The organism is Corynebacterium sp. H127, from assembly GCF_037482665.1.
Taxonomy (GTDB): Bacteria; Actinomycetota; Actinomycetes; order Mycobacteriales; family Mycobacteriaceae; genus Corynebacterium.
Genome location: NZ_JBBHKY010000001.1, coordinates 196845 through 217702, shown reverse-complemented (window position 1 = coordinate 217702; position 20858 = coordinate 196845). Strand labels below are relative to the sequence as shown.

Genomic DNA, 20858 nt, shown 5'->3' with positions numbered 1-20858 from the left:
TGGCATTTAGATGCGTTTAACATGGGGTAAGTCGAAGATTTTGACTTGCAAATACAGGAGGCGGCACCGTCGTGACAAATAAGGAACCAGCACAGGGCACTGCTCGCGTGAAGCGCGGCTTAGCGGAAATGCTGAAGGGCGGTGTGATCATGGATGTGGTCACCCCTGAGCAGGCGAAGATCGCCGAAGACGCCGGCGCAACGGCTGTCATGGCCCTTGAGCGGGTACCAGCCGATATTCGTGCCCAAGGCGGCATCTCCCGCATGTCTGACCCGGACATGATCGAAGGCATTATCAGTGCAGTATCCATCCCTGTGATGGCAAAGGCGCGCATCGGCCACTTCGTGGAAGCGCAGGTGCTGGAGTCTTTGGGTGTGGACTTCATCGACGAGTCCGAGGTGCTCTCGCCAGCCGATTACAGCAACCACATCGACAAGTTCGATTTCACCGTGCCTTTCGTGTGTGGTGCCACCAACCTGGGTGAGGCACTGCGTCGTATCAACGAGGGCGCTGCGATGATTCGCTCGAAGGGCGAAGCAGGCACCGGTGACGTGTCCAATGCCGTCACTCACATGCGCACCATCCGCGCCGAGCTCAACCGCTTGAAGTCTATGGCCGAGGATGAGCTCTACGTGGCAGCCAAGGAGCTGCAGGCACCTTATGAACTCGTGCGCGAAGTCGCTGCGTCTGGAAAGCTCCCAGTCGTATTGTTCACCGCTGGTGGCATTGCCACCCCTGCCGATGCTGCAATGATGATGCAGCTCGGCGCCGAGGGAGTCTTCGTCGGCTCCGGCATCTTCAAGTCTGGCAACCCGGAGGCCCGCGCTAAGGCCATTGTTCAGGCAACCCAGAATTTTGACGACCCAGACACCATTGCTCGGGTTTCCCGCGGCCTGGGTGAAGCCATGGTCGGCATCAATGTCGACGATGAACCAGTACCTCACCGCCTGTCTGAGCGTGGCTGGTAGTTAGCAGCGCTAGCAAAGAGTCCGCCGTGCGGGCGGAGCTGAAACGCTCTCGTCCGTACGGCGGACTTTGTCCTTGCGGAACACTAGTTTCGCAGTGCTTCTAGCGGTGAGCCGAGTGCCAGCAAAATCGTGAAAAGGATGGCGATCAGGAGCAGGATTAGCACCGCAGCTAGCAGCGGGCGCCGCACAATCATCGCGAGGATCTTTTCAAAGAACCCCTGTGGCTTTTCATTCGTGTCTCGGAAGCGCCAAGGGGCGTCGATAAGCCCGGCCTTCTTCACGGAGTGCTCGAAAGGCACAGTGCAAAACGGAATCAGGGTACTGAGCAAGCCGGTGATGCCGCGGCGCGCGGGCCAGCGGTTATTGATCCAGAGCAGGATTGTCACTGCGCCAAAGCAGAGGAATGTGAAGCCGTGAATCGGCCCGGCGATGCGCACCCCTAACGCAGTGAGACCACTGTATTTGAGGGCCATGCCTCCTAAGAGCAGTGCCCAGGTGAGCATTTCGGCCGTTGCCAAGGATGCATAGAGCTTTTGAGGGGACATAGCGTTAGAGAGTACTGGAGCCGTAGTGTATTGGTTGAACAAGCGCAGTTTTTGCAGATGAACAAGGAGTGGCTAAGTGGCGGCGATTGCTGACGTCCTCAATCTCGAGCGAATTGACCGGGATATTTATCGTGGCCCAGTAGTGCCTACCGCATTTATCCGTACCTTCGGAGGCCAGGTAGCGGCGCAAGCGTTAGTGGCGGCCACTAGGACGGTGGAAGCAGATTTCAAAGTGCATTCCCTGCATGGGTACTTTGTAGCACCGGGTAAATCCGATCAGCCTACTACTTACCTGGTTGACCGCATTCGTGATGGCCGGAGCTTTTGTTCGCGTCAGGTGAAGGCCATGCAAGACGGGGAACCGAACTTCATCATGCAGGCGAGTTTTCATCGTCAAGGCGATGTCGGTATCGAGCACACCGATCGCATGCGCGATGTGCCGGATCCAGAAGACATTGTGGTGGATCCCGAAGCGATGAATCCACGCTCTCGGGCGCTGTTGACGGAATGGAGCGAGTGGGACATCCGGGTCGTGCCGGATACCGCTTTCGAGCACAATAAGTACACCCCCAGCCAGCAGGTGGTGTGGTTTAAGTCGAAAACGCCCCTTCCTGATGATGAAACATTCCATGTGTGCACCTTGGCTTATATGTCCGACATGACGCTGCTGCAGTCCGCACTTGTGCCGCACCCCGGAGTGGAGGTCATGCAAGCTTCGCTCGATCATGCCATGTGGTTCCTGCGTCCATTCCGTGCCGACGAGTGGCTGCTATATGACCAGACTTCGCCCTCTGCCTCCGATGGCCGAGCACTGACCCAAGGACGTATTTTTGACCAGAGTGGGCATTTGGTTGCCGTCGTAACGCAGGAGGGACTGACCCGCCTGCTCAAGCCAGGAACGACGCAGATTCCGATGAAAACCCTCAACTACGATGAAGGAAAATAGCGCAATGTTAATTGGTGTTCTTGCAGTACAAGGCGGTGTGGCAGAGCATCAGCGCATGCTGGATGAACTTGGCGTCCAATCTCGGCAAGTCCGCCGCACTGAACACCTGGCAGGGCTTGATGGCATTATCCTGCCGGGTGGCGAATCCACCACGATGTCTAAGTTGCTGGAACTGGGGGGAATGCTCGAACCGCTACGCCAGGCGCTGCGGGATGGGCTGCCCGCCTACGGGACCTGCGCTGGCATGATCTTATTGTCCAATGAAATCCTGGATACCCGCGCGGATGCACATAACCTGGGCGCCTTGGACATCACGGTTCGGCGCAATGCATTCGGCCGCCAGGTGGATTCCTTCGAGGCGGACCTAGATTTTCGTGGCATTGCGGGCAGCGTGCCAGCCGTCTTTATTCGCGCCCCGTGGGTGGAGCGAGTCGGGGAAGATGTGGAAGTACTCTCCCGGGTGCCTAGCGGGCCAGCGGAGGGGGCGATTGTAGCGGTGCGCTCTGGAAACGTGATTGCCACCTCCTTCCATCCGGAGGTTTCCGGGGACACGAGAGTGCATGCGTATTTCGCAGAGATTGTGGCGGCCGCGGGCCAGTCCGGTTAATTTTCTTCCCGCTCCTGCGCGTATACTTAGCAGCCAGCACGGGCACAGTGTGATGTGCGTTCCGACGAAAGGTTTGTAGGTATATGTCAGGCCACTCCAAATGGGCTACTACCAAGCACAAGAAGGCAGCAAACGATGCCAAGCGCGGTAAGGAATTTGCCAAGCTGATCAAGAACATCGAAGTTGCGGCCCGTACTGGTGGCGGTGATCCGTCAGCGAACCCGACTCTTGATGACATGATCAAGAAGGCCAAAAAGGCCTCTGTTCCTAACGACAACATCGAGCGCGCCCGCAAGCGTGGCTCCGGCGAAGAAGCTGGTGGCGCCGACTGGCAAACCATCATGTACGAAGGCTATGGGCCGAACGGCGTAGCAATGCTGGTTGAGTGTCTTACGGATAACCGTAACCGCGCTGCCACTGAGGTGCGTACTGCCTTCACCAAGAACAATGGCAACCTGGCGGAGTCCGGTTCCGTGTCCTACATGTTCACCCGCAAGGGCATTGTGTTGGTGAAGAAGAATGAGCTCAGCGAGGACGACGTGTTGATGGCGGTTCTGGACGCGGGTGCGGAAGAGGTCAACACCCTCGACGACCAGTTTGAAGTTGTCTGCGATGCTTCCGATATGACCGCAGTGAAGGAGGCGCTTGTCGACGCCGGTATTGATGTCGACGATTCCGACTCCGACTTCCGCGCCTCGGTGCTGTCCCCGCTGGACGCAGAGGGTGCCAAGAAGATCATCAGGCTCATTGATGCTCTCGAGGAATCCGATGATGTGCAGAATGTCTACACGAACATGGACTTGTCCGATGAGGTCTTGGCGCAGCTAGAAGACTAGCTCCTGGCGCTAGCGAAGGGGGAACCGGATGGTTCCCTCTTTTTTCATGCGTGGCGAGTCCACGTTTCGAAATTGTGTGCTATATAGTTGGTTGGGTAACAATAAGGGCCGAGGCAGGGAGAACCGTTGAGCGCTGGCATCCGGGTAATGGGGATTGACCCTGGGCTGACACGCTGTGGCCTTTCGGTGGTACAGTCCGGCCCTGGCCGTGCTGTGTACCCAATTTCCGTAGGGGTGGTGCGCACTCCCGCAGATGCCGAGCTGACGGAACGTCTGCTTCGACTTAGTACTGCGGTTCGGGAATGGATGACGGAGTATGAGCCGGACGTCATCGCTATTGAGCGCATCTTTGAGCGTGGCAATGTTTCCACAGTTATGCACACCGCCCACGCCGTCGGTGTGTTGGTGCTCGCCGCTGCAGAACGCGGCCTGCCGGTGCATATGTACACCCCCAGTGAGGTCAAGAAAGCCATTTCCGGCAACGGTCGAGCCGACAAGAAGCAGATGACCATCATGATTACTCGCATTTTAGGGCTCGCGGAGGCGCCAAAGCCCGCGGATGCTGCCGACGCACTCGCCCTTGCGGTCTGTCACTGTTGGCGTGCCCCTATGCTGGAAAGGCAGAAGATTACCGAAGAACAGATTGCACGCCAGCGTCGCGCTCAGAACGGCAAGCTGGGCCAAGCTAAGGCCAGCTTCAACGAACAACGTAGGCAGCGTCGCGTCGAGCACCCAACTATTTCACATTCCGCCGCCCATCCAAGGAGTAGCTCTTGATCGCATCGTTGAACGGAACCGTTGTCGCCATCGACTTGGGTGGTGCGGTGATTGAGTGCGGGGGAGTCGGCTACTACTTCATGGCCACCCCGCAGACCCTCGCGGAACTCAGGCGTGGTGAAACTGCTCGGGTGCTGACCACGATGACAGTTCGCGAAGACGCGATGAACCTCTATGGCTTTAGCAATAGCCAATCGCGCGAGATGTTCACTACGCTCCAAGGTGTTTCGGGGCTCGGCCCGCGTTTGGCCTTGGCCGTCTTGGCGATGTACTCCGTAGGAGAGATCGCAAACTACATCACGAGCGGTGATGCCAAGGGTTTGCAGCGCATCCCGGGCGTCGGCAAGCGCACCGCGGAGCGCATGATCGTAGATCTGAAAGACAAGGTCACCGGCTTTGCGACGCCCGCAGCCGCCGAGAGCGTCGCGCCAGCGCCGACACACACCGCCAGCGCCGACATCGTTAGCGCGTTGCTCGGCCTTGGGTTTAGTGAAAAGGATGCCAGCGCTGCGGTCGATTACGTGCTCTCCGAGCACCCAGATGCGGACCGCTCTACCGCCTTGCGTCTTTCCTTGGCACATCTGGGGCGGAAGTAGGCCACCGTGTCAGACATTGAGAAGACAGAGTTTGCCCTGCCAGCCGATGTGGCAGCCAAAGCCGCCGGGCGTTCGGAGACATCCAGCATCGATGCGAAGCGACAGCATGGCGAATTTGATGTTGAGACGACCCTTCGCCCGAAAAGCCTGAACGAATTCATCGGCCAGCCGAAAGTGCGCAGTCAGCTCGACCTAGTGCTTACCGGTGCGAAGAATCGCGGGGTAGCACCGGATCATATTTTGCTTTCTGGACCACCCGGCTTGGGTAAAACCACCATGGCGATGATCGTGGCACAGGAACTTGGCGCTAGCTTGCGGATGACCTCGGGCCCCGCCTTGGAGCGGGCAGGTGACCTTGCCGCCATGCTTTCGAACCTGATCGAAGGCGATGTCCTGTTCATCGATGAAATCCACCGCATCGCGCGCCCAGCAGAGGAAATGCTGTACATGGCGATGGAGGACTTCCGAATCGACGTGATCGTGGGCAAAGGGCCGGGCGCGACATCGATACCTTTGGAGATCGCACCGTTCACCCTCGTGGCCGCCACCACGCGTTCGGGCATGCTCACCGGACCGCTGCGGGATCGTTTCGGTTTTGTCGCTCAGATGGAGTTTTATAACGACGCCGATCTTACGAAGGTGGTGACTCGCGCAGCCAGCATCCTGGGTGTGTCCATCGACGCGGATGCAGCGGGTGAGATTGCCTCTCGTTCCCGTGGCACTCCGCGTATCGCCAACCGTTTGCTCCGTCGCGTCCGCGATTTTGCTGAGGTGCACTCGGATGGGCACATCGACATGGGGGCTGCGAAGGCGGCGCTTATTGTGTTCGATGTTGACGAGCTGGGTCTGGATCGTCTTGACCGGGCCGTCCTCGATGCCCTTGTGCGTGGTCACGGTGGCGGCCCCGTCGGTCTGAATACGTTGGCCGTTGCTGTGGGAGAGGAACCCGGCACCGTGGAAGAGGTATGCGAGCCCTTCTTGGTGCGGGCGGGCCTCATTGCGCGGACAGGGCGCGGTCGCGTTGCGACGGCCACAGCCTGGCGACATCTGGATCTGGAACCGCCGGCAGATGCCATTGGCGGCTACAGCACCCTAGGCTAAGCGCAGCATGTCCTAAGGGGTGTCGCAGCGGTTTTTTATTGCTATGACGTAGCATGAAGCGTCGGACTATTTTCTATCTCCGGCCACAACTGCTGATTGCGGTGGTGGCCGAACTAAAAGGAGAACCTTGGTGTCTAGCAGTTCAGGGCGGCCAGCACGGAGTCGCACGTGGCCGAAGCAAGCAATTGGCTTGTTCGTACTGGTCCTGCTTGCCGTGTACGGGCTGGTGATGTTCACAGGCGATCGATCCCTCAATCCAAAGCTGGGTATTGATCTACAGGGTGGCACCCGCGTGACCCTGGTTCCCCAAGGAACAGAACCCACCCAAGAACAGCTCGCCCAGGCGCGGTTGATTCTGGAAAACCGTGTGAACGGCATGGGTGTGAGCGGTGCAAACGTGGTAACTGATGGCAATACTTTGGTCATCACGGTACCCGGTGAAGACACCAGCCAGGCGCGTGCGCTCGGACAGACCTCGCAGTTGTTGTTCCGCCCCGTAGCCCAGCCCGGCACTCCTGACCCGGCACAGGTGTTGGATGTTGGCGCACAGATGGCTAACCGCTGGGTAGAAAAAGGCGTTCTCAAGCCTGAGCAGGCCAATCAGTCGCTCAAGGCCTTGGTAGATTCTCTCAATCAGAGCCTGCCGGAAGGGCAAGCGCCCTATGAAGCCAAGACCGTTACGGCATCTGCTCCAGCAGAGCCCGCGAACTCGGTAGAGGCTACGAAGCGCCGTCAAGAGATCACGGAGATGCTGCGTGGCGATCGCCAGAGTGAGGATGCGAATCTGCAGTTTGCGGCCGCCTCCCTGATTCAGTGCGGCGAGGAGCTCGATCCTTTGGCTGGTTCAGATGATCCGGCTAAGCCCTTTGTTACCTGTGACGCAACGGGCCAGAAGTACATCTTGGAGCCTGCTCCGCTACTGGTCGGGGAGCAGGAAGGCGGCAAGCGCCTGACGGGCAATGAGATTGATGCCAATAAGCAGATTGCTGGCGGTTTGAATCCGCAGACCAGTCAGATGGAAATCAATTTCTCCTTCAAGTCCGAAGGTGCGGAGCAAGGTGCCGCAACCTGGGCGCGGGTGACCCAGGACTACCTGCAGCGTCAGGTGGCCATCACTCTCGACTCCGCCATCATCTCCGCCCCAGTGATTCAGAGCCCCACACCGGCTGGATCCGCAACCTCCATCACTGGTGACTTCTCTGAACAAGAGGCCCAGGAGTTGGCGAACAACCTCAAATATGGCGCGCTGCCGCTCAGCTTCGCCGGTGAAAACGGGGAACGTGGTGGCACCACCACCACAATTCCAGCATCATTGGGCACGGCTTCGCTCAAGGCCGGTCTGATCGCCGGATTAGTTGGCTTGATCGCCGTGGCACTGTACGCGCTGGCTTACTACCGCGTATTCGGCGTGTTGGCCATGTTCACCCTGGTTGCCTCTGGCCTCCTGGTGTACGGTTCCCTGATTCTGCTCGGTCGCTGGATCGGCTACTCGCTGGATCTCTCAGGTGTGGCTGGGTTGATCATTGGTATCGGAACCACAGCGGACTCCTTTGTGGTGTTCTACGAGCGCATCAAGGACGAGATCCGCGAGGGCCGCACTTTCCGCTCTTCGGTGCCACGCGCGTGGGATTCTGCTAAGCGCACCGTACTGACCGGCAACTTTGTCTCATTGATCGCTGCCGTTGTCTTGTACATCCTGGCTGTCGGCGAGGTGAAGGGCTTCGCGTTCACCTTAGGCCTCACCACGGTGTTCGACCTGTTTGTGACGTTCTTGCTGACTGGGCCGTTAGTCATCCTCGCTTCTCGGAAGCGATGGTTTGCTAACCCTTCCGTGAACGGCCTGGGCGCGGTCACGAAGGTTGCGGATAGGCGTCGAGAAGCAGGCGAACTGGATGAACAGTACAAGGTAGAGGAGAAGATCTAATGAGCAAGGGAACACTCGGCCGCCTCTACACCGGCGAAGGCGGCATCGATTTCATTGGCCGAACCAAGCTCTGGTACAGCATCACCGCCGCCGCCTTGGCTATCAGCATCCTGTTGATCGCTATTCGTGGTTTCTCCCTCGGTATCGACTTCGAGGGTGGCACGAAGATGAATATGCCAGACGCTGGCTACAGCATTGAGCAGGTAGAAGAAGTCTTTGATGGTGCCACCGGAATTAACCCGGAGCTCGTGCAAGTTGTCGGTGCCGGCGATTCCCGCATGGTGGAGATCAACTCAGAGCGGCTGACCGAGGAACAAATCTCCGCGGCGCGCAGTGCGCTCTTCGAGAAGTTCCAGCCGAAGGATCAGACGGGCGCCGCAACACCGGACGCGGTCGGTGACTCCACCGTCTCCGAATCCTGGGGATCCACCATCACTAACCGCATGCTGATCTCCATGGTGGCGTTCTTGGTGCTGGTATTCATCTACATCATGATCCGCTTTGAACGCGACATGTCCATCGCTGCCATCGCAGCGCTGTTGGTGGACATCGTAGTGATCTCGGGAATCTACTCCCTCGTTGGCTTCGAGGTAACGCCGGCTACGGTGATCGGCCTGCTCACGGTGCTGTCCTTCTCGCTGTATGACACCGTGGTGGTCTTTGACAAGGTTAAGGAAAACACCGCCGGTTTCGAGGGCTCGCGGCGCAGAACCTACGCCGAACAAGCAAACTTGGCCGTCAACCAGACCGTCATGCGTTCTATTTCCACCACAATTATTTCAGCGCTACCGATCATCGCGTTGATGATCGTCGCGGTGTGGATGATGGGCGTAGGTACGCTAAAGGACCTCGCTTTGGTTCAGCTGATCGGCGTTGTGGAGGGCGCACTATCCTCCGTGTTCCTGGCTACTCCGATCCTGGTGAGCCTCAAGCGTCGCCAAAAGAAGATGCGGGCGCACGAGCAGTCGGTTCTTGAGCTGCGCGCTGGCAAAGCTGACCATGGCATTGAACCAGAAGCGCAACCTGTGGCAGCCCACAAGGTGGCTTCCGTGGCGGCCCCTGCTTCGGATATTAATCCGGTGGGGGAGAAGAAAGGCAACGGTCGCACCTGGCGCCCGGGGGAATAGCTGCCCCTAACACAGCAAGCCGGCGGGTTCACACGAGGTGGACTCGCCGCTCGCGTTTCATCCTCCGCGCGCTAAGCTCCGATGAACTGGGTGGAGGAAGTTTTGTGACGTGGCAGCACTATACTGAAGGCGGTCAAGATGCGATCGAACTCTAAGGAATTCATGTTTGGGTGGAAAGCTTTTGTCCGAGGCACGCAACAGCGTGCGCGGCGTCGCGCCACGGTTGCTGCTTTAACCGTGGCAGCAACTACGCTCGCGAGCTGTACACAAGGGCTTCCAGGCGCCGCTATTGACCACTTCGGCTATGCAGTCGGATCACCGCTGCTCACCACGAATGCACAAACAATCGTCGGTGCCTCCACCAATAGCGATCTGCTCGGCGGCAAGCTATTCCCGCCGGTATTCATCACCGGTCCCAACGGCCAAATGATCCCCAACCGGGATTTAGCAACTGCGCAATTATTGCCGGGTGCACACACCCAGGTCGTGTATACGATCAACGCGGAGGCGCAGTACTCCGACGAGAAGCCAATCACCTGCACCGACTTTCTACTCGCTTATAAGGCCGGAGCCAATCCGAGCCTGTTCGACTCCAACGCGCCGCTGATGACGCAAGTAGAGAAATTGGACTGTGAACCGGGGGCGAAGAAATTCACCGTCACTTTCAAGGAGAACATGGGCGCGCGTTGGCGACAGCTCTTCGGCCCAGGCACCGTTGTGCCAGCTCATGCTGTGGGGCATCGTCTGGGGCTGGACGAACAGAAGCTCGTATCCTTGTTGCAAGCCAATAATCCCGCCGCGTTGATGCCGGTGGCCACCGTGTGGAATCAGGGTTTCAGCCTGAAAGAATTCGACCCGGAGCTGCAAGTCTCTGCGGGCCCTTACCGTATTGAATCTGTGGGGGAAAGCGGCGAGGTGCAATTAGTACGCAATGAGAACTTCCATGGCGATTCCGCCAACCTCGAAAGAATCATGGTGTGGCCACAGAACGCTGACCTTAACGCAGCCAATGAGACGGGCAGTCTGGAGATCGCGGACCTAGTTGGGGTAAAGGACGTGCCGTGGGTTAACCGGGATGATCCGAGGAACCGCTTCAAAGTCGAGTACGCAGCAGGGCATATGACTGAGTTGTTGTCCCTGGCCAATGTTGGTGTCTTTGCGGATGCAGAAAGCAGGCGTGCCTTCGCCGCCTGCATTAATCGCAGCGATATTGCAGCGATCTCCTCCGCGGAATCAGGGGTAGAGGTAACCCCGGTAGCCACCCGGCTGACCACGGCTACTGATCCCGTTAACACACAGTTGAAATCCTTGATCGAAGAGAAAAACAATACTGATCTAGGGCAGGCAGAAAGGTTGCGTGGTCAGACTATTCGGATTGGTTACACCGGCCCAGACCCACGCAAGCAGGCTATGGTGGCCGCGATCGCTTCCTCCTGCGCACCTGCGGGTATCAACGTGGTTGATGCGTCTTCAGAGGGGGCGTCCTTGGGGGATGTCGGTCGGATGGAAGATTACCCAGGAGGTCAGCGAGAATTCGCCGGCGAGCTGGATGCTTTCCTGTACGCCGTAGACCCGCACCAAGGCTACGGCCATGTGGATGGCGGGCTTGATGACGTCGAAAAGCTGCGGGCGACCGAGCAGCAGCTGTGGGATGAGTCGGACACAGTTCCGCTGGCCGCGCAGCCACGCACTATTGTTTATGACAATCGCATCGCGAATGTGGTGCCGAATACCTCTTCCTCCGGCATCGGCTGGAATATGGAGCGTTGGGTAGAAGGGAAATCGAAATGACCACCAAATATAACTCCGCCCGCGAGGCCTTAGCAGACCTAGTGCGGTTGGTACCGGATTTCCCTGCCGAAGGGGTGCTCTTTGAGGACCTGACGCCCGTATTGGCTAGTGCAGCGGGCTTCAGCGTGATTGTCGACGAGCTAGCTGCGGCAGCGGAAGACATGGGCGCTGAGTTGATTGGTGGTTTGGATGCTCGCGGTTTTCTGCTCGGCTCGGCTGTTGCCTATAAGCTCAAGCAGGGCATTCTTGCGATCCGCAAACAAGGCAAGCTGCCGCCACCGGTACACCGCCGTGAGTACAGCTTGGAATATGGCACCGCAGCGCTGGAGATCCCTGCCAGCGGCATCGAAATTGCAGGCAAGAAGGTGGTGCTTGTCGACGACGTTCTCGCCACCGGCGGTACCTTGGTGGCCGCGCGCGATCTGCTGGAAGAATGTGGCGCGGAAGTCATCGGATACGTTGTCGTGCTGGAAGTACCTGGTTTGGGCGGAAGGGAACGCCTTGGTGATACCCCCGTCGTGGTGCTGGGTGAAGAATAGCCCTTTTGGCAAAGCCCACCGGTTGTGATGGGTAGCATAGAAGGACAAGCACGAAGGGGCAGGACATGGCTGAGCGTAAGCAACAAAAGCAGCAAGTGAACATGCGGAGCATGTCTGCCCGATTGGCGCGCAGTCTCACGGGTGGTCGCGCAAAAGTTGATCCGATTTTGGAGCCCCTGCTGAGCATTCACCGGCAGTTCCATCCCAAAGCTGATGCGGCGCTATTGCAGCGGGCCTATAACACCGCTGAGCTTCTCCACGAGGGGGTGTTCCGTAAATCTGGCGACCCTTATGTGACGCACCCGCTGGCTGTGGCGACAATCGCCGCTGAGATCGGCATGGACACCACGACGCTGGTGGCGGCATTGTTGCACGATACTGTCGAGGACACCGACTACTCCATTGCAGACCTCACCGCTGAGTACGGCGAAGAGGTCGCGCGGCTTGTCGACGGCGTGACCAAACTCGACCGGGTCGCCCTCGGGGCCTCCGCGGAAGCGGAGACGATCCGGAAGATGATCGTGGCCATGAGCCAGGATCCCCGTGTCTTGGTGATCAAGGTTGCTGACCGGCTACACAATATGCGCACAATGCGCTTTCTGCCTCCGGAGAAGCAGGCGAAGAAGGCCCGACAAACGCTGGAGGTAATTGCGCCGCTAGCACACCGTTTGGGTATGGCCTCAGTGAAGTGGGAGCTAGAAGACCTCTCCTTTGCGATCCTCTATCCGAAGAAGTACGACGAGATTGTCCGCTTGGTCGCAGATCGAGCGCCCTCACGTGACCGCTACCTCTCCGAGATTATCGATTCTGTCTCCGGCACTTTGAAAGACAACCACATCGACTCGGAGGTGGCCGGACGGCCGAAGCACTACTGGTCGATCTACCAGAAGATGATCGTGCGGGGTCGTGATTTTGATGAAATCTTCGATCTCGTGGGCATTCGTATCCTGGTGGACAATATCCATGATTGTTACGCTGCTATCGGCGCCGTTCATGCGCTTTACTCGGCAATGCCGGGCCGTTTTAAGGACTATATTTCTGCACCGCGTTTCGGGGTCTACCAGTCCTTGCACACCACCGTGATCGGCCCCGGGGGTAAACCGCTCGAGGTGCAGGTGCGCACCCATGAGATGCACTACAACGCCGAGTTCGGTATTGCGGCCCACTGGCGCTACAAGGAAACTAAGGGCAGCCACAGCGGGGAACAAAACGAGGTCGAACAGATCGCCTGGATGCGCCAGTTGCTGGATTGGCAGAAGGAAGCCGCCGATCCTAACGAGTTCCTCGATTCTCTGCGTTATGACCTGAGCACCAAGCAGATCTTTGCCTTTACCCCTAAGGGCGACGTGGTGAACCTGCCGGTGAACTCCACCCCGGTGGATTTCGCCTATGCCGTACACACCGAGGTTGGGCACCGCTGTATCGGCGCCAAGGTAAACGGGAAGCTGGTGGCGCTGGAATCCGCCCTCAAATCGGGGGACAGGGTGGAAATTTTCACTTCCAAGGACCCTGCGGCCGGGCCGAGCCGGGATTGGCAGAAGTTCGTGGTGTCTCCGCGCGCCAAGGCTAAGATTCGGCAGTGGTTTGCCAAGGAGCGTCGTGAAGTCTCTCTGGAGGCCGGTAGGGATGCCTTGGCGGTGGAGATCCAGCGGGGCGGAATGCCACGGCATCGCTTGTTTAATGCTCACTCCATGAAGGAAGTCGCCGCTGTCCTGAACTATCAGGATGTAGACGAGCTTTACACGGCGATTGGCGATGGTCGCGTTTCGGCCAAGAGCGTCATTGAGCAGCTCACCGCTTACTTCGGTGATGATGAAGACGCTGAGGATGTCCTCGTTGCTCGGACTCCCTTTAATGAGTTGGTGGGCGCAAAGAACGCGGCGCGTGATAACGCCGGTGCAGTTGGTTCCGGCATCCTCGTTGAAGGTAGCCCGGACGTGGCCGCCAAGCTCGCAAAGTGTTGCATGCCGGTGCCGGGTGATGAGATCTTCGGCTTCATCACCCGCGGCGGCGGAGTGTCGGTGCACCGTACTGATTGCACCAACGCCACCAACCTATTCGAGGAAAAGGAGCGCGTAGTCAGCGTTTCCTGGAGCACGGAAAACAAGAGCGTATTCTCCGCAAACTTGCAGCTAGAAGCCCTCGATAGGAGCGGACTGCTCGTAGATATTACCCGTGTGATTAACGAAGAACGCCTCACCACCACGGCAATGAATATTCACACTTCCGATGACCGCGTCGCCGTCGCACGCTTCACTTTTGAGGTCTCCGACACCAAACAGCTCGGCTCGGTGATGGGAAGAATGCGCAACCTGGAGGGCGTGTTCGATGTCTACCGCCTTACCTCCGGCGGCTAGCTGCGCAAGATACAGCAGGCACACAGCACAACGGCCCGCGGAGAATGTTCTTCTCTGCGGGCCGAATAGCGGAAAACTTACATCTGGAAGCTCTTCATCAGGCGACCGATGTTGTTGTTGATGGTAACGAGGGCACCGAAGAGGGCGCCAACACCGGTGACGATGGTGATGATTTCCTTGAACTTCTCAGCGCCGGTCATCTCCTGTGGCTTGCCATCTTCGTCCTTCTTGATGAAGAAATCAGAAGAAAGGCCTGCAAAGTCGGTGTCGGAAGAACCGGAGTTGGTGCTGGAATCCGCGGTAGGAGCGGCTGGAGCTGGGGTCTCTTCTGCCATTGCTGGGGCAGTGAGGGAAGCGGTGGAGATTGCAGCTGCGGCGATCGTCGCAGTGATGGCCTTGCGGGAGATAAGCTTCATGAGTTTTCCTTTACGTCTAAAGAAGCGGTGAACCTTTAAACAGCGTAATCTGGCCTGCGGTTTCGCGCAACAGGTTGCCTGTAGTTTTTCAGCCCCATCAGCTCTCAAGTTGAGCGCGGCTAGGGGAGTGCTGTAACAGGCGGAGACCAGCTCACCTGTGAGAATATTGCTGAGCCTAGCCGGGTGGCCGGAAAGATGGATCCTCCCAGCCAGGCTATCGTTACCAAGTCGTTAATAGGCCTTGGTAAGCATGTGACTAATGTTACCCGAGTGCTGCCTTGGTGATGCGTACTTCCGCTGCCGGAGCGCCATCCGTAGCACCATCTGCAGTGCCCTTGGCCCCAATCTGATCCAGGGTGCTCAGGCCCGCATCCGAGATCTGTCCAAAGTAGGTGTAGTTGGCAGGCAACGGGGAATCTTGGTAGTTGAGGAAGAACTGGGAGCCATTGGTGTCAACGCCAGAGTTTGCCATCGCAATGGAGCCGCGTGGGTAGAGCACCTGTGGTGCCTCGGGCATTTCGTCAGTCGGGTATTCATTGGCGAATTGGAAGCCAGGACCACCGGCACCAGTTCCGGAAGGATCACCACACTGCAGAACGAACAAGCCGCTAGTAGTGATGCGGTGGCAAATGGTGTCATCGTAGAAGCCATTATATGCAAGATGTTCGATAGCGTTCACGGTACAAGGAGAAGCAGCGCGATCGAGTTCCATGCCGATCGGGCCGGCGGAGGTCTCCAGGGTGAGGTTCACCTTGCCGGTGGTTTTGACCCCAGTGGTATTCGTCGGCAGGGCAACTTCTTTAGCAGGCGTGCCCTGTGGCGTGTAAGTGCAATCAACCGTCTCTGGCAGCGCAGTGGCACGCTGCATCGCCAGTGGCTTAACCTCCGGTGTCTGCGAGGTGGACTCCTGCGCACTGGTTTCTTTCTGCTCCGTGCCACGCGTAGCGGCAAACCAAATACCGCCGACCAGTGCCAGGATCACTGCCGCAGCCATCACAATCACTCCCAGTGGTTTGGTCTTTTCGGCGCGCTCTCGGCGCTTCAGCTCGCGGTCGAGGTTCTGCATCGCTTCGACGCGACGCTCCTTGTTAGAAGTCACTTGTGCCTTTGCTTTCCGTTGGTTACTCGGTCAAATGCGTATTGATTCTACTGCACTGGATACCCGTGCTTGCGGGTAGGCGCGCTGCCGATTGACGTCGAAAAGCATGCGGAGCGGTGAAGTTGGTTAGGGTAGGGGGCATGGAAATCATGGGATTTGCCGCTGGTCCGTTCCAGACGAACTGTTATATCTGGTCGAACGAAGGTCGATGCGTGATCGTTGATCCAGGTATGCACGCGCATGAGCGCGTAGTAGAAACGATCGACGAAGGCGGGTGGGATGTCGAAGCCATCCTCCTCACACATGGCCATATCGATCACACTCGTGATGCCGGATCACTGGCTGCTAGGTACAACGTGCCCGTCTATATTCATCCGGACGATGAATTCATGTTGGACAAGGGGGCCGGAGTCAGCGCGGAAACACGCCAGCTTTTCGACGCCGAGAACATGACCCCTATCGCCGACCTGCGGTCGCTCAATCACGCAGACACCGTTTCGATGGCAGGGGTGGACTTTGAGGTCCGCCATGCACCAGGGCATTCCCCAGGCTGCGTGTTGCTGGTGAACACTCCTTCGCATGTGTGTTTTGCCGGAGATGTGCTATTTAAGGGCTCAATCGGAAGAACTGATCTGGAATTTTCAAAGCATAGTGACATGCTCACCAGCCTGCGGGAGCAAGTGCTCACCCTCGATGACCAGTTGCATGTACTGCCTGGCCATGGCCCAGCCACCACAATTCGTGCTGAGCGCACTAACAACCCCTTCCTGCTACAACTGCGGTAGCACAGGGTAAAGTTTTCACTCGTGAGTGATGCAAAGAAATTCCAACCATTTTCTGCGCCGAAGGGCGTGCCGGACTACGTGCCACCGGTATCCCCGGAGTTCCTAGCCGTTCGGAATGGTTTCGCCCATCAGGCGCAGTTGGCTGGTTACGAGCACATTGAACTCCCGATCTTTGAGGAGACGGGTCTGTTTGCGCGCGGCGTCGGTGAATCTACCGACGTAGTGTCCAAAGAGATGTACACCTTTGCCGATCGTGGCGACCGCTCGGTAACGCTGCGTCCCGAGGGCACCGCGGGCGTGATGCGCGCAGTGATCGAACACGGACTGGATCGTGGCGCGCTGCCGGTCAAGTTGACTTATGCCGGGCCGTTCTTCCGCTATGAGCGCCCGCAGGCCGGACGCTATCGCCAGCTGCAGCAGGTTGGTGTGGAAGCCATTGGCGTGGATGATCCCGCCCTGGACGCCGAAGTAATCGCCTTGGCTGATCGCTGTTTCCGTTCCATCGGTCTCAGTGGCTTCCGCCTGGAGCTCACCAGCCTGGGCGACGATACCTGCCGTCCCGCATATCGTGAGAAGCTCCAGGAATTCCTGTTCCGGCTCCCGCTGGATGAGGAAACTCGTCGTCGCGCTGACATTAATCCTTTGCGCGTGCTGGATGATAAACGCCCAGAGATGAAGGAAATGCTGGCCGAGGCACCGCTGATGCTGGATCACCTCTCGGCCGATGCGCGGGCACACTTCGAAACCGTGCTGGGCATGCTGGATGACATGGCGGTGCCGTATCAGATCAATCCACGCATGGTGCGCGGTTTGGACTACTACAACAAGACCACCTTCGAGTTCGTCCACGATGGCCTCGGCGCCCAGTCCGGCATCGGCGGCGGCGGGCGTTACGACGGCCTGATGGCCCAGCTTGGTGGCCAAAAACTCTCTGGCGTCGGTTTCGGACTCGGCGTCGACCGGGCGCTGCTTGCTCTAAAGGCAGAGGAAAAGCAGGCTGCTTCGGGTTCCCGGGTATCGGTTTATGGTGTCGCCATGGGTGCCGATGCCAAGCGACGCATGGTGCAGCTCATCAATGAACTCCGCGTCGCGGGTATTTCTGCGGACATGTCCTACGGCGATCGTGGACTGAAGGGCGCTATGAAGGGCGCGGATCGGGCTGGCGCAGCTTATGCGCTCGTGCTCGGTGACCGCGAACTGGCGGCCGGCACTATCGCCCTGAAGGATTTGGCCGAGCACAGCCAAGAGGATATCGCTGTGGACGGTGTCGTCGATAAGCTGCGCGCCCTGCTTGGCTAGTTAGCAGGATGTCAGGTTCACCGGCATCCCGATCTGGATTGCGAGGCCTCCCAGGGAGGTCTCCTTGTACTTGCTCATCATGTCTCGACCTGTGTCTGCCATGACTCGGATGCAGTCGTCCAAGGAGACGTGATGCACGCCGGTGCCCAAGTTGGCCAGTCGTGCTGCGTTAATCGCTTGGACCGCGGCGATGGCGTTGCGTTCAATGCATGGAATTTGCACCAGTCCACCGACGGGATCGCATGTCAGTCCTAGGTTGTGTTCGAGGGCGATTTCAGCAGCGTTGATGGCTTGTTCCGGGGTGCCACCCAAGAGCTCTGTGAGGGCCGCTGCGGCCATTGCCGCGGCGGAGCCGACCTCGCCTTGGCAGCCAACCTCCGCGCCGGAAATAGAGGCGTTTTCTTTAATAATGACGCCGATAGCGCCGGCGGTGAGCAGGAATTCTCGGGCCCGGGACCTGGTAAATTCTGGCAGGAAATCCCGCGCATAATGCATCACTGCCGGGATGATGCCGGCTGCGCCGTTGGTAGGCGCGGTGACGACGCGTCCCCCGGCAGCATTTTCCTCATTAACGGCAAGCGCATAGAGATTGACCCATTCCATTGCCCCGAATGCATCCGGGGTGGCATTGGAGTTGGTGCGCAACAAATGCTGGTAGATGCCAGGTGCACGGCGCTCTACTTCAAGGCCACCCGGCAAAATACCGGTGGTAGAGATGCCAGCGCTGACACAGGCGCGCATGGTGTCCCACACGCGGTCGAGGTGCTCCGCGACTTTCTCGGCGCCGTGGAGTTCTGCCTCGTTAGCGGCCATGATCTCGGCGATGCTTTTGCCGGAGCGATGACACAGTTGGAGCAAGCGCGCCCCGGAAGTGAAGTAGTAGGGAATCGTGGAGGCGCGATTGGTAGTAGCAACACCGGCTCCGAGACCGGCCGGTCCGTGTTGGGCGCGGTACTCCTTACTGGACAGGATAAAACCACCCCCAACGGAGAAGTAGGTCTCGCTGCTGTTGCCGCAGTGGAAGACAAGCGCATTGGGGTGTTCTGCCAGTGGTTCGATCTCAAAGCTGATTTCGTAGCTGGCCCCGTTGGGTAAAGTACCGGTCGTGGGGATGATGTCGCCATAGGCAGGAGAGGCATCGACAGGAATTGATTCTGGGCTGTAGCCCATCAGCCCCATTAAGACGGCGCGATCGGTGCCATGGCCCTTGCCAGTTGCGGCAAGAGAGCCACGCAGCTCGACGACAATGTGCGTGGCAGGTTCCCCAGCATCCTCCAAGAGCTGTATAAACCTGGCTGCTGCCCGCATAGGTCCAACAGTGTGCGAGGAGGACGGCCCGATGCCGACGCTGAACAAATCAATCGCGCTGATAGTCATAGCCGGAATTCTAGTTGTAGCGGCTGAGGAAATCAGCAAAAGACCCAGCTGGGATGTCGCTGGCATTACCAGCCACGGACGAAGGTCCGCCGAGCCCGCCAACGGACCCACTAGTTAACACCACGGTGTCTGCCAGTTCCCGGGCTCCTTGAGCGATACGACTACCAAGGTGTTCACTACCGCCGAAATCCTCCGTCGCTGCAAAAATTGCCGTCGGCATGGTGCGGGCGCGTAGGTAACTAAACAGTGGTCGCATGGCGTGCTCGAGCGCTAGCGAATGGCGTGGGGTGCCAGCTGTTGCGGCGAGGAGTACGGGTTTGTGCTGCAGAGCATCCTTGTCTAGGAGGTCAAAGAACGTCTTGAATAGCCCGGAATAGCTGGCGCTGAAGATTGGGGTGACTGCTATCAGCGCATCGGAATCCGCGACGCTTTCCTGGGCGGCAAGGAGCTGAGTGGGGGTAAAACCGGGGGAAGTCAGTGACTGCGCCAGCTCTACTGCGAGGTCGCGGAGCTCAATGTGTTGGAGTGCTGCGCTTTCGCCGCGGGCGGATATTGCCGTGGTGACCGCACCGGATATTTGCTCGGCAAGGTTTCGGGTCGCGGAAGGAGAAGACAGACCCGCGCTCAAGACGACCAATTTGTGCATTAGTTTTCCTTTCCAGGCATCACACTAAAGTGCGGGGAATCTGGATGCGCGCGGAGTGTTGCGTGGGTCGGCGGATCAGATGGCACGTGCTCGGGCCGTCGAGCTTCCATGCGGCGGCGGAGTTCCGGAACGATGTCGCGGCCTAGGATTTCGATCTGCTCCAGGACCGTCTCTAGTGGCAGCCCCGCGTGGTCGATCAAGAAAAGTTGCCGCTGATAGTCCCCAACCCAATCAGCGAACTGCATGGTGCGTTCGATGACCTGCTCTGCCGTGCCGACGGTCAGCGGAGTGACCTCGGTGAATTCCTCAAGTGATGGGCCGTGGCCGTACACGGGGGCATTATCAAAGTAGGGGCGGAAGGTCTGCTTTGCGGCAGCTTCGGACTCGCCGACAAAGATCTGGCCGCCGAGTCCAACGATTGCCTGGTCGGCGCGGCCGTGCCCGTACTTTTCAAAGCGACGTCGGTAGGAGTGCACCATCTTGGCCGTGTGTTCCTTATTCCAGAAGATGTTGTTGTGGAAGAAGCCGTCGCCGTAGAAGGCTGCCTGCTCCGCGATTTCAAGAGATCGAATGGACCCGTGCCAGACAAAAGGCGGAACGCCGTCGAGTGGGGCGGGCGTGCTGGTATAGCCCTGTAGCGGGGTGCGAAACTCGCCCTGCCAGTTGACTATTTCTTCGCGCCACAGACGGCGCAATAGGTGGTAGTTCTCAATGGCTAGGGGGATGCCCTTGCGGATGTCCTTCCCGAACCAGGGATAGACCGGACCAGTATTGCCACGCCCCATCATCAAGTCAACTCTGCCACCAGCGAGGTGCTGCAGGAATGCAAAGTCTTCCGCAATTTTCAGCGGATCATTCGTAGTGATCAGCGTGGTTGCAGTGGAAAGGATCAGATTTTCGGTCTTCGCTGCTATAAACCCGAGATGTGTGGTGGGGGAAGAAGGAACGAAAGGCGGATTATGGTGTTCACCGGTGGCGAATACATCAAGCCCAACTTCTTCTGCTTTCAGTGCGATAGCCGTCATCGCTTGAATGCGCTCGGCTTCGGTGGGGGTTTCCCCGGTGGTGGGATCGGTGGTGACGTCACCGATGCTAAAAATTCCGAACTGCATGCTTCCTCAT

At 58.3% G+C, this 20858-nt stretch carries 20 protein-coding genes; 14 read left to right on the top strand and 6 right to left on the bottom strand.

Annotation, left to right across the window (positions count from 1 at the left end; all coding sequences use genetic code 11):
• Positions 1-71 precede the first annotated feature (71 nt).
• Positions 72-968 carry a pyridoxal 5'-phosphate synthase lyase subunit PdxS gene (gene pdxS, locus WG936_RS01015; RefSeq protein WP_339563447.1) on the top strand — a complete coding sequence of 299 codons (897 nt, stop codon included), beginning with the start codon at positions 72-74 and terminating at the stop codon, positions 966-968.
• An 83-nt stretch (positions 969-1051) separates the two neighbouring features.
• On the opposite strand, the gene WG936_RS01010 is transcribed toward pdxS, so the two are convergent.
• The gene (locus WG936_RS01010) at positions 1052-1513 is read right to left on the bottom strand and encodes a DUF3817 domain-containing protein (protein WP_339563448.1); all 462 of its coding nucleotides are present in this window, start codon (positions 1511-1513) and stop codon (positions 1052-1054) included.
• A gap of 76 nt (positions 1514-1589) precedes the next feature.
• Here WG936_RS01010 and WG936_RS01005 point away from each other — a divergent pair, with 76 nt between their 5' ends.
• The 11 genes from WG936_RS01005 (at position 1590) to WG936_RS00955 (ending at position 14114) form a co-directional block, all read left to right on the top strand.
• The gene (locus tag WG936_RS01005) at positions 1590-2459 is read left to right on the top strand and encodes an acyl-CoA thioesterase (RefSeq protein WP_339563449.1); all 870 of its coding nucleotides are present in this window, start codon (positions 1590-1592) and stop codon (positions 2457-2459) included.
• Between the two features lie 4 nt (positions 2460-2463).
• Entirely contained in the window at positions 2464-3066 is a 603-nt protein-coding gene (pdxT, locus tag WG936_RS01000) for a pyridoxal 5'-phosphate synthase glutaminase subunit PdxT (protein ID WP_339571868.1), read from the top strand.
• Between the two features lie 83 nt (positions 3067-3149).
• The gene (locus tag WG936_RS00995) at positions 3150-3902 is read left to right on the top strand and encodes a YebC/PmpR family DNA-binding transcriptional regulator (protein WP_339563451.1); all 753 of its coding nucleotides are present in this window, start codon (positions 3150-3152) and stop codon (positions 3900-3902) included.
• Positions 3903-4049: 147 nt separating this feature from the next.
• Positions 4050-4679: a crossover junction endodeoxyribonuclease RuvC gene (gene ruvC / locus WG936_RS00990; RefSeq protein WP_339563659.1), complete on the top strand. Its 630-nt coding sequence runs from the start codon at positions 4050-4052 to the stop codon at positions 4677-4679.
• Entirely contained in the window at positions 4676-5275 is a 600-nt protein-coding gene (gene ruvA / locus WG936_RS00985; RefSeq protein ID WP_339571867.1) for a Holliday junction branch migration protein RuvA, read from the top strand. Before ruvC ends, ruvA begins: the two co-directional genes overlap by 4 nt.
• A gap of 6 nt (positions 5276-5281) precedes the next feature.
• The gene (gene ruvB / locus WG936_RS00980) at positions 5282-6376 is read left to right on the top strand and encodes a Holliday junction branch migration DNA helicase RuvB (RefSeq protein ID WP_339571866.1); all 1095 of its coding nucleotides are present in this window, start codon (positions 5282-5284) and stop codon (positions 6374-6376) included.
• A 130-nt stretch (positions 6377-6506) separates the two neighbouring features.
• A complete protein-coding gene (gene secD, locus WG936_RS00975) occupies positions 6507-8300 on the top strand; it encodes a protein translocase subunit SecD (RefSeq protein ID WP_339571865.1) in 1794 nt (597 codons plus the stop codon).
• Positions 8300-9427 carry a protein translocase subunit SecF gene (gene secF / locus WG936_RS00970; RefSeq protein ID WP_339563454.1) on the top strand — a complete coding sequence of 376 codons (1128 nt, stop codon included), beginning with the start codon at positions 8300-8302 and terminating at the stop codon, positions 9425-9427. Before secD ends, secF begins: the two co-directional genes overlap by 1 nt.
• Before the next feature lie 138 nt (positions 9428-9565).
• Entirely contained in the window at positions 9566-11218 is a 1653-nt protein-coding gene (locus tag WG936_RS00965) for an ABC transporter substrate-binding protein (protein ID WP_339563455.1), read from the top strand.
• Positions 11215-11757: an adenine phosphoribosyltransferase gene (locus WG936_RS00960; protein WP_339563456.1), complete on the top strand. Its 543-nt coding sequence runs from the start codon at positions 11215-11217 to the stop codon at positions 11755-11757. The genes WG936_RS00965 and WG936_RS00960 overlap by 4 nt, the downstream gene beginning before the upstream one ends.
• Before the next feature lie 65 nt (positions 11758-11822).
• Positions 11823-14114 (top strand): RelA/SpoT family protein, encoded by a 2292-nt coding sequence (locus WG936_RS00955; protein WP_339571864.1) that lies wholly within the window; start codon positions 11823-11825, stop codon positions 14112-14114.
• Positions 14115-14191: 77 nt separating this feature from the next.
• On the opposite strand, the gene WG936_RS00950 is transcribed toward WG936_RS00955, so the two are convergent.
• Both WG936_RS00950 and WG936_RS00945 read right to left on the bottom strand, forming a co-directional pair.
• A complete protein-coding gene (locus tag WG936_RS00950; RefSeq protein WP_339563458.1) occupies positions 14192-14530 on the bottom strand; it encodes a hypothetical protein in 339 nt (112 codons plus the stop codon).
• A gap of 262 nt (positions 14531-14792) precedes the next feature.
• Positions 14793-15629, bottom strand: coding sequence for a peptidylprolyl isomerase (locus tag WG936_RS00945; RefSeq protein ID WP_339563459.1), 837 nt, complete (start codon positions 15627-15629; stop codon positions 14793-14795).
• 140 nt (positions 15630-15769) lie between these two features.
• Here WG936_RS00945 and WG936_RS00940 point away from each other — a divergent pair, with 140 nt between their 5' ends.
• Positions 15770-16414 carry an MBL fold metallo-hydrolase gene (locus WG936_RS00940; protein WP_339571863.1) on the top strand — a complete coding sequence of 215 codons (645 nt, stop codon included), beginning with the start codon at positions 15770-15772 and terminating at the stop codon, positions 16412-16414.
• 21 nt (positions 16415-16435) lie between these two features.
• Complete coding sequence (hisS, locus tag WG936_RS00935) at positions 16436-17713, top strand: histidine--tRNA ligase (protein ID WP_339571862.1); 1278 nt, start codon at positions 16436-16438, stop codon at positions 17711-17713.
• Here the strand turns inward: hisS and WG936_RS00930 are convergent, their stop codons facing one another.
• The 3 genes from WG936_RS00930 to WG936_RS00920 are packed head-to-tail and all read right to left on the bottom strand — an operon-like array spanning position 17714 to position 20848.
• Positions 17714-19090 carry an L-serine ammonia-lyase gene (locus tag WG936_RS00930; RefSeq protein WP_339571861.1) on the bottom strand — a complete coding sequence of 459 codons (1377 nt, stop codon included), beginning with the start codon at positions 19088-19090 and terminating at the stop codon, positions 17714-17716.
• Positions 19091-19100: 10 nt separating this feature from the next.
• Positions 19101-19736, bottom strand: coding sequence for a CE1759 family FMN reductase (locus WG936_RS00925; protein WP_339571860.1), 636 nt, complete (start codon positions 19734-19736; stop codon positions 19101-19103).
• Positions 19736-20848 carry an LLM class flavin-dependent oxidoreductase gene (locus tag WG936_RS00920; protein ID WP_339571859.1) on the bottom strand — a complete coding sequence of 371 codons (1113 nt, stop codon included), beginning with the start codon at positions 20846-20848 and terminating at the stop codon, positions 19736-19738. Before WG936_RS00920 ends, WG936_RS00925 begins: the two co-directional genes overlap by 1 nt.
• Between the last annotated feature and the right edge of the window lie 10 nt (positions 20849-20858).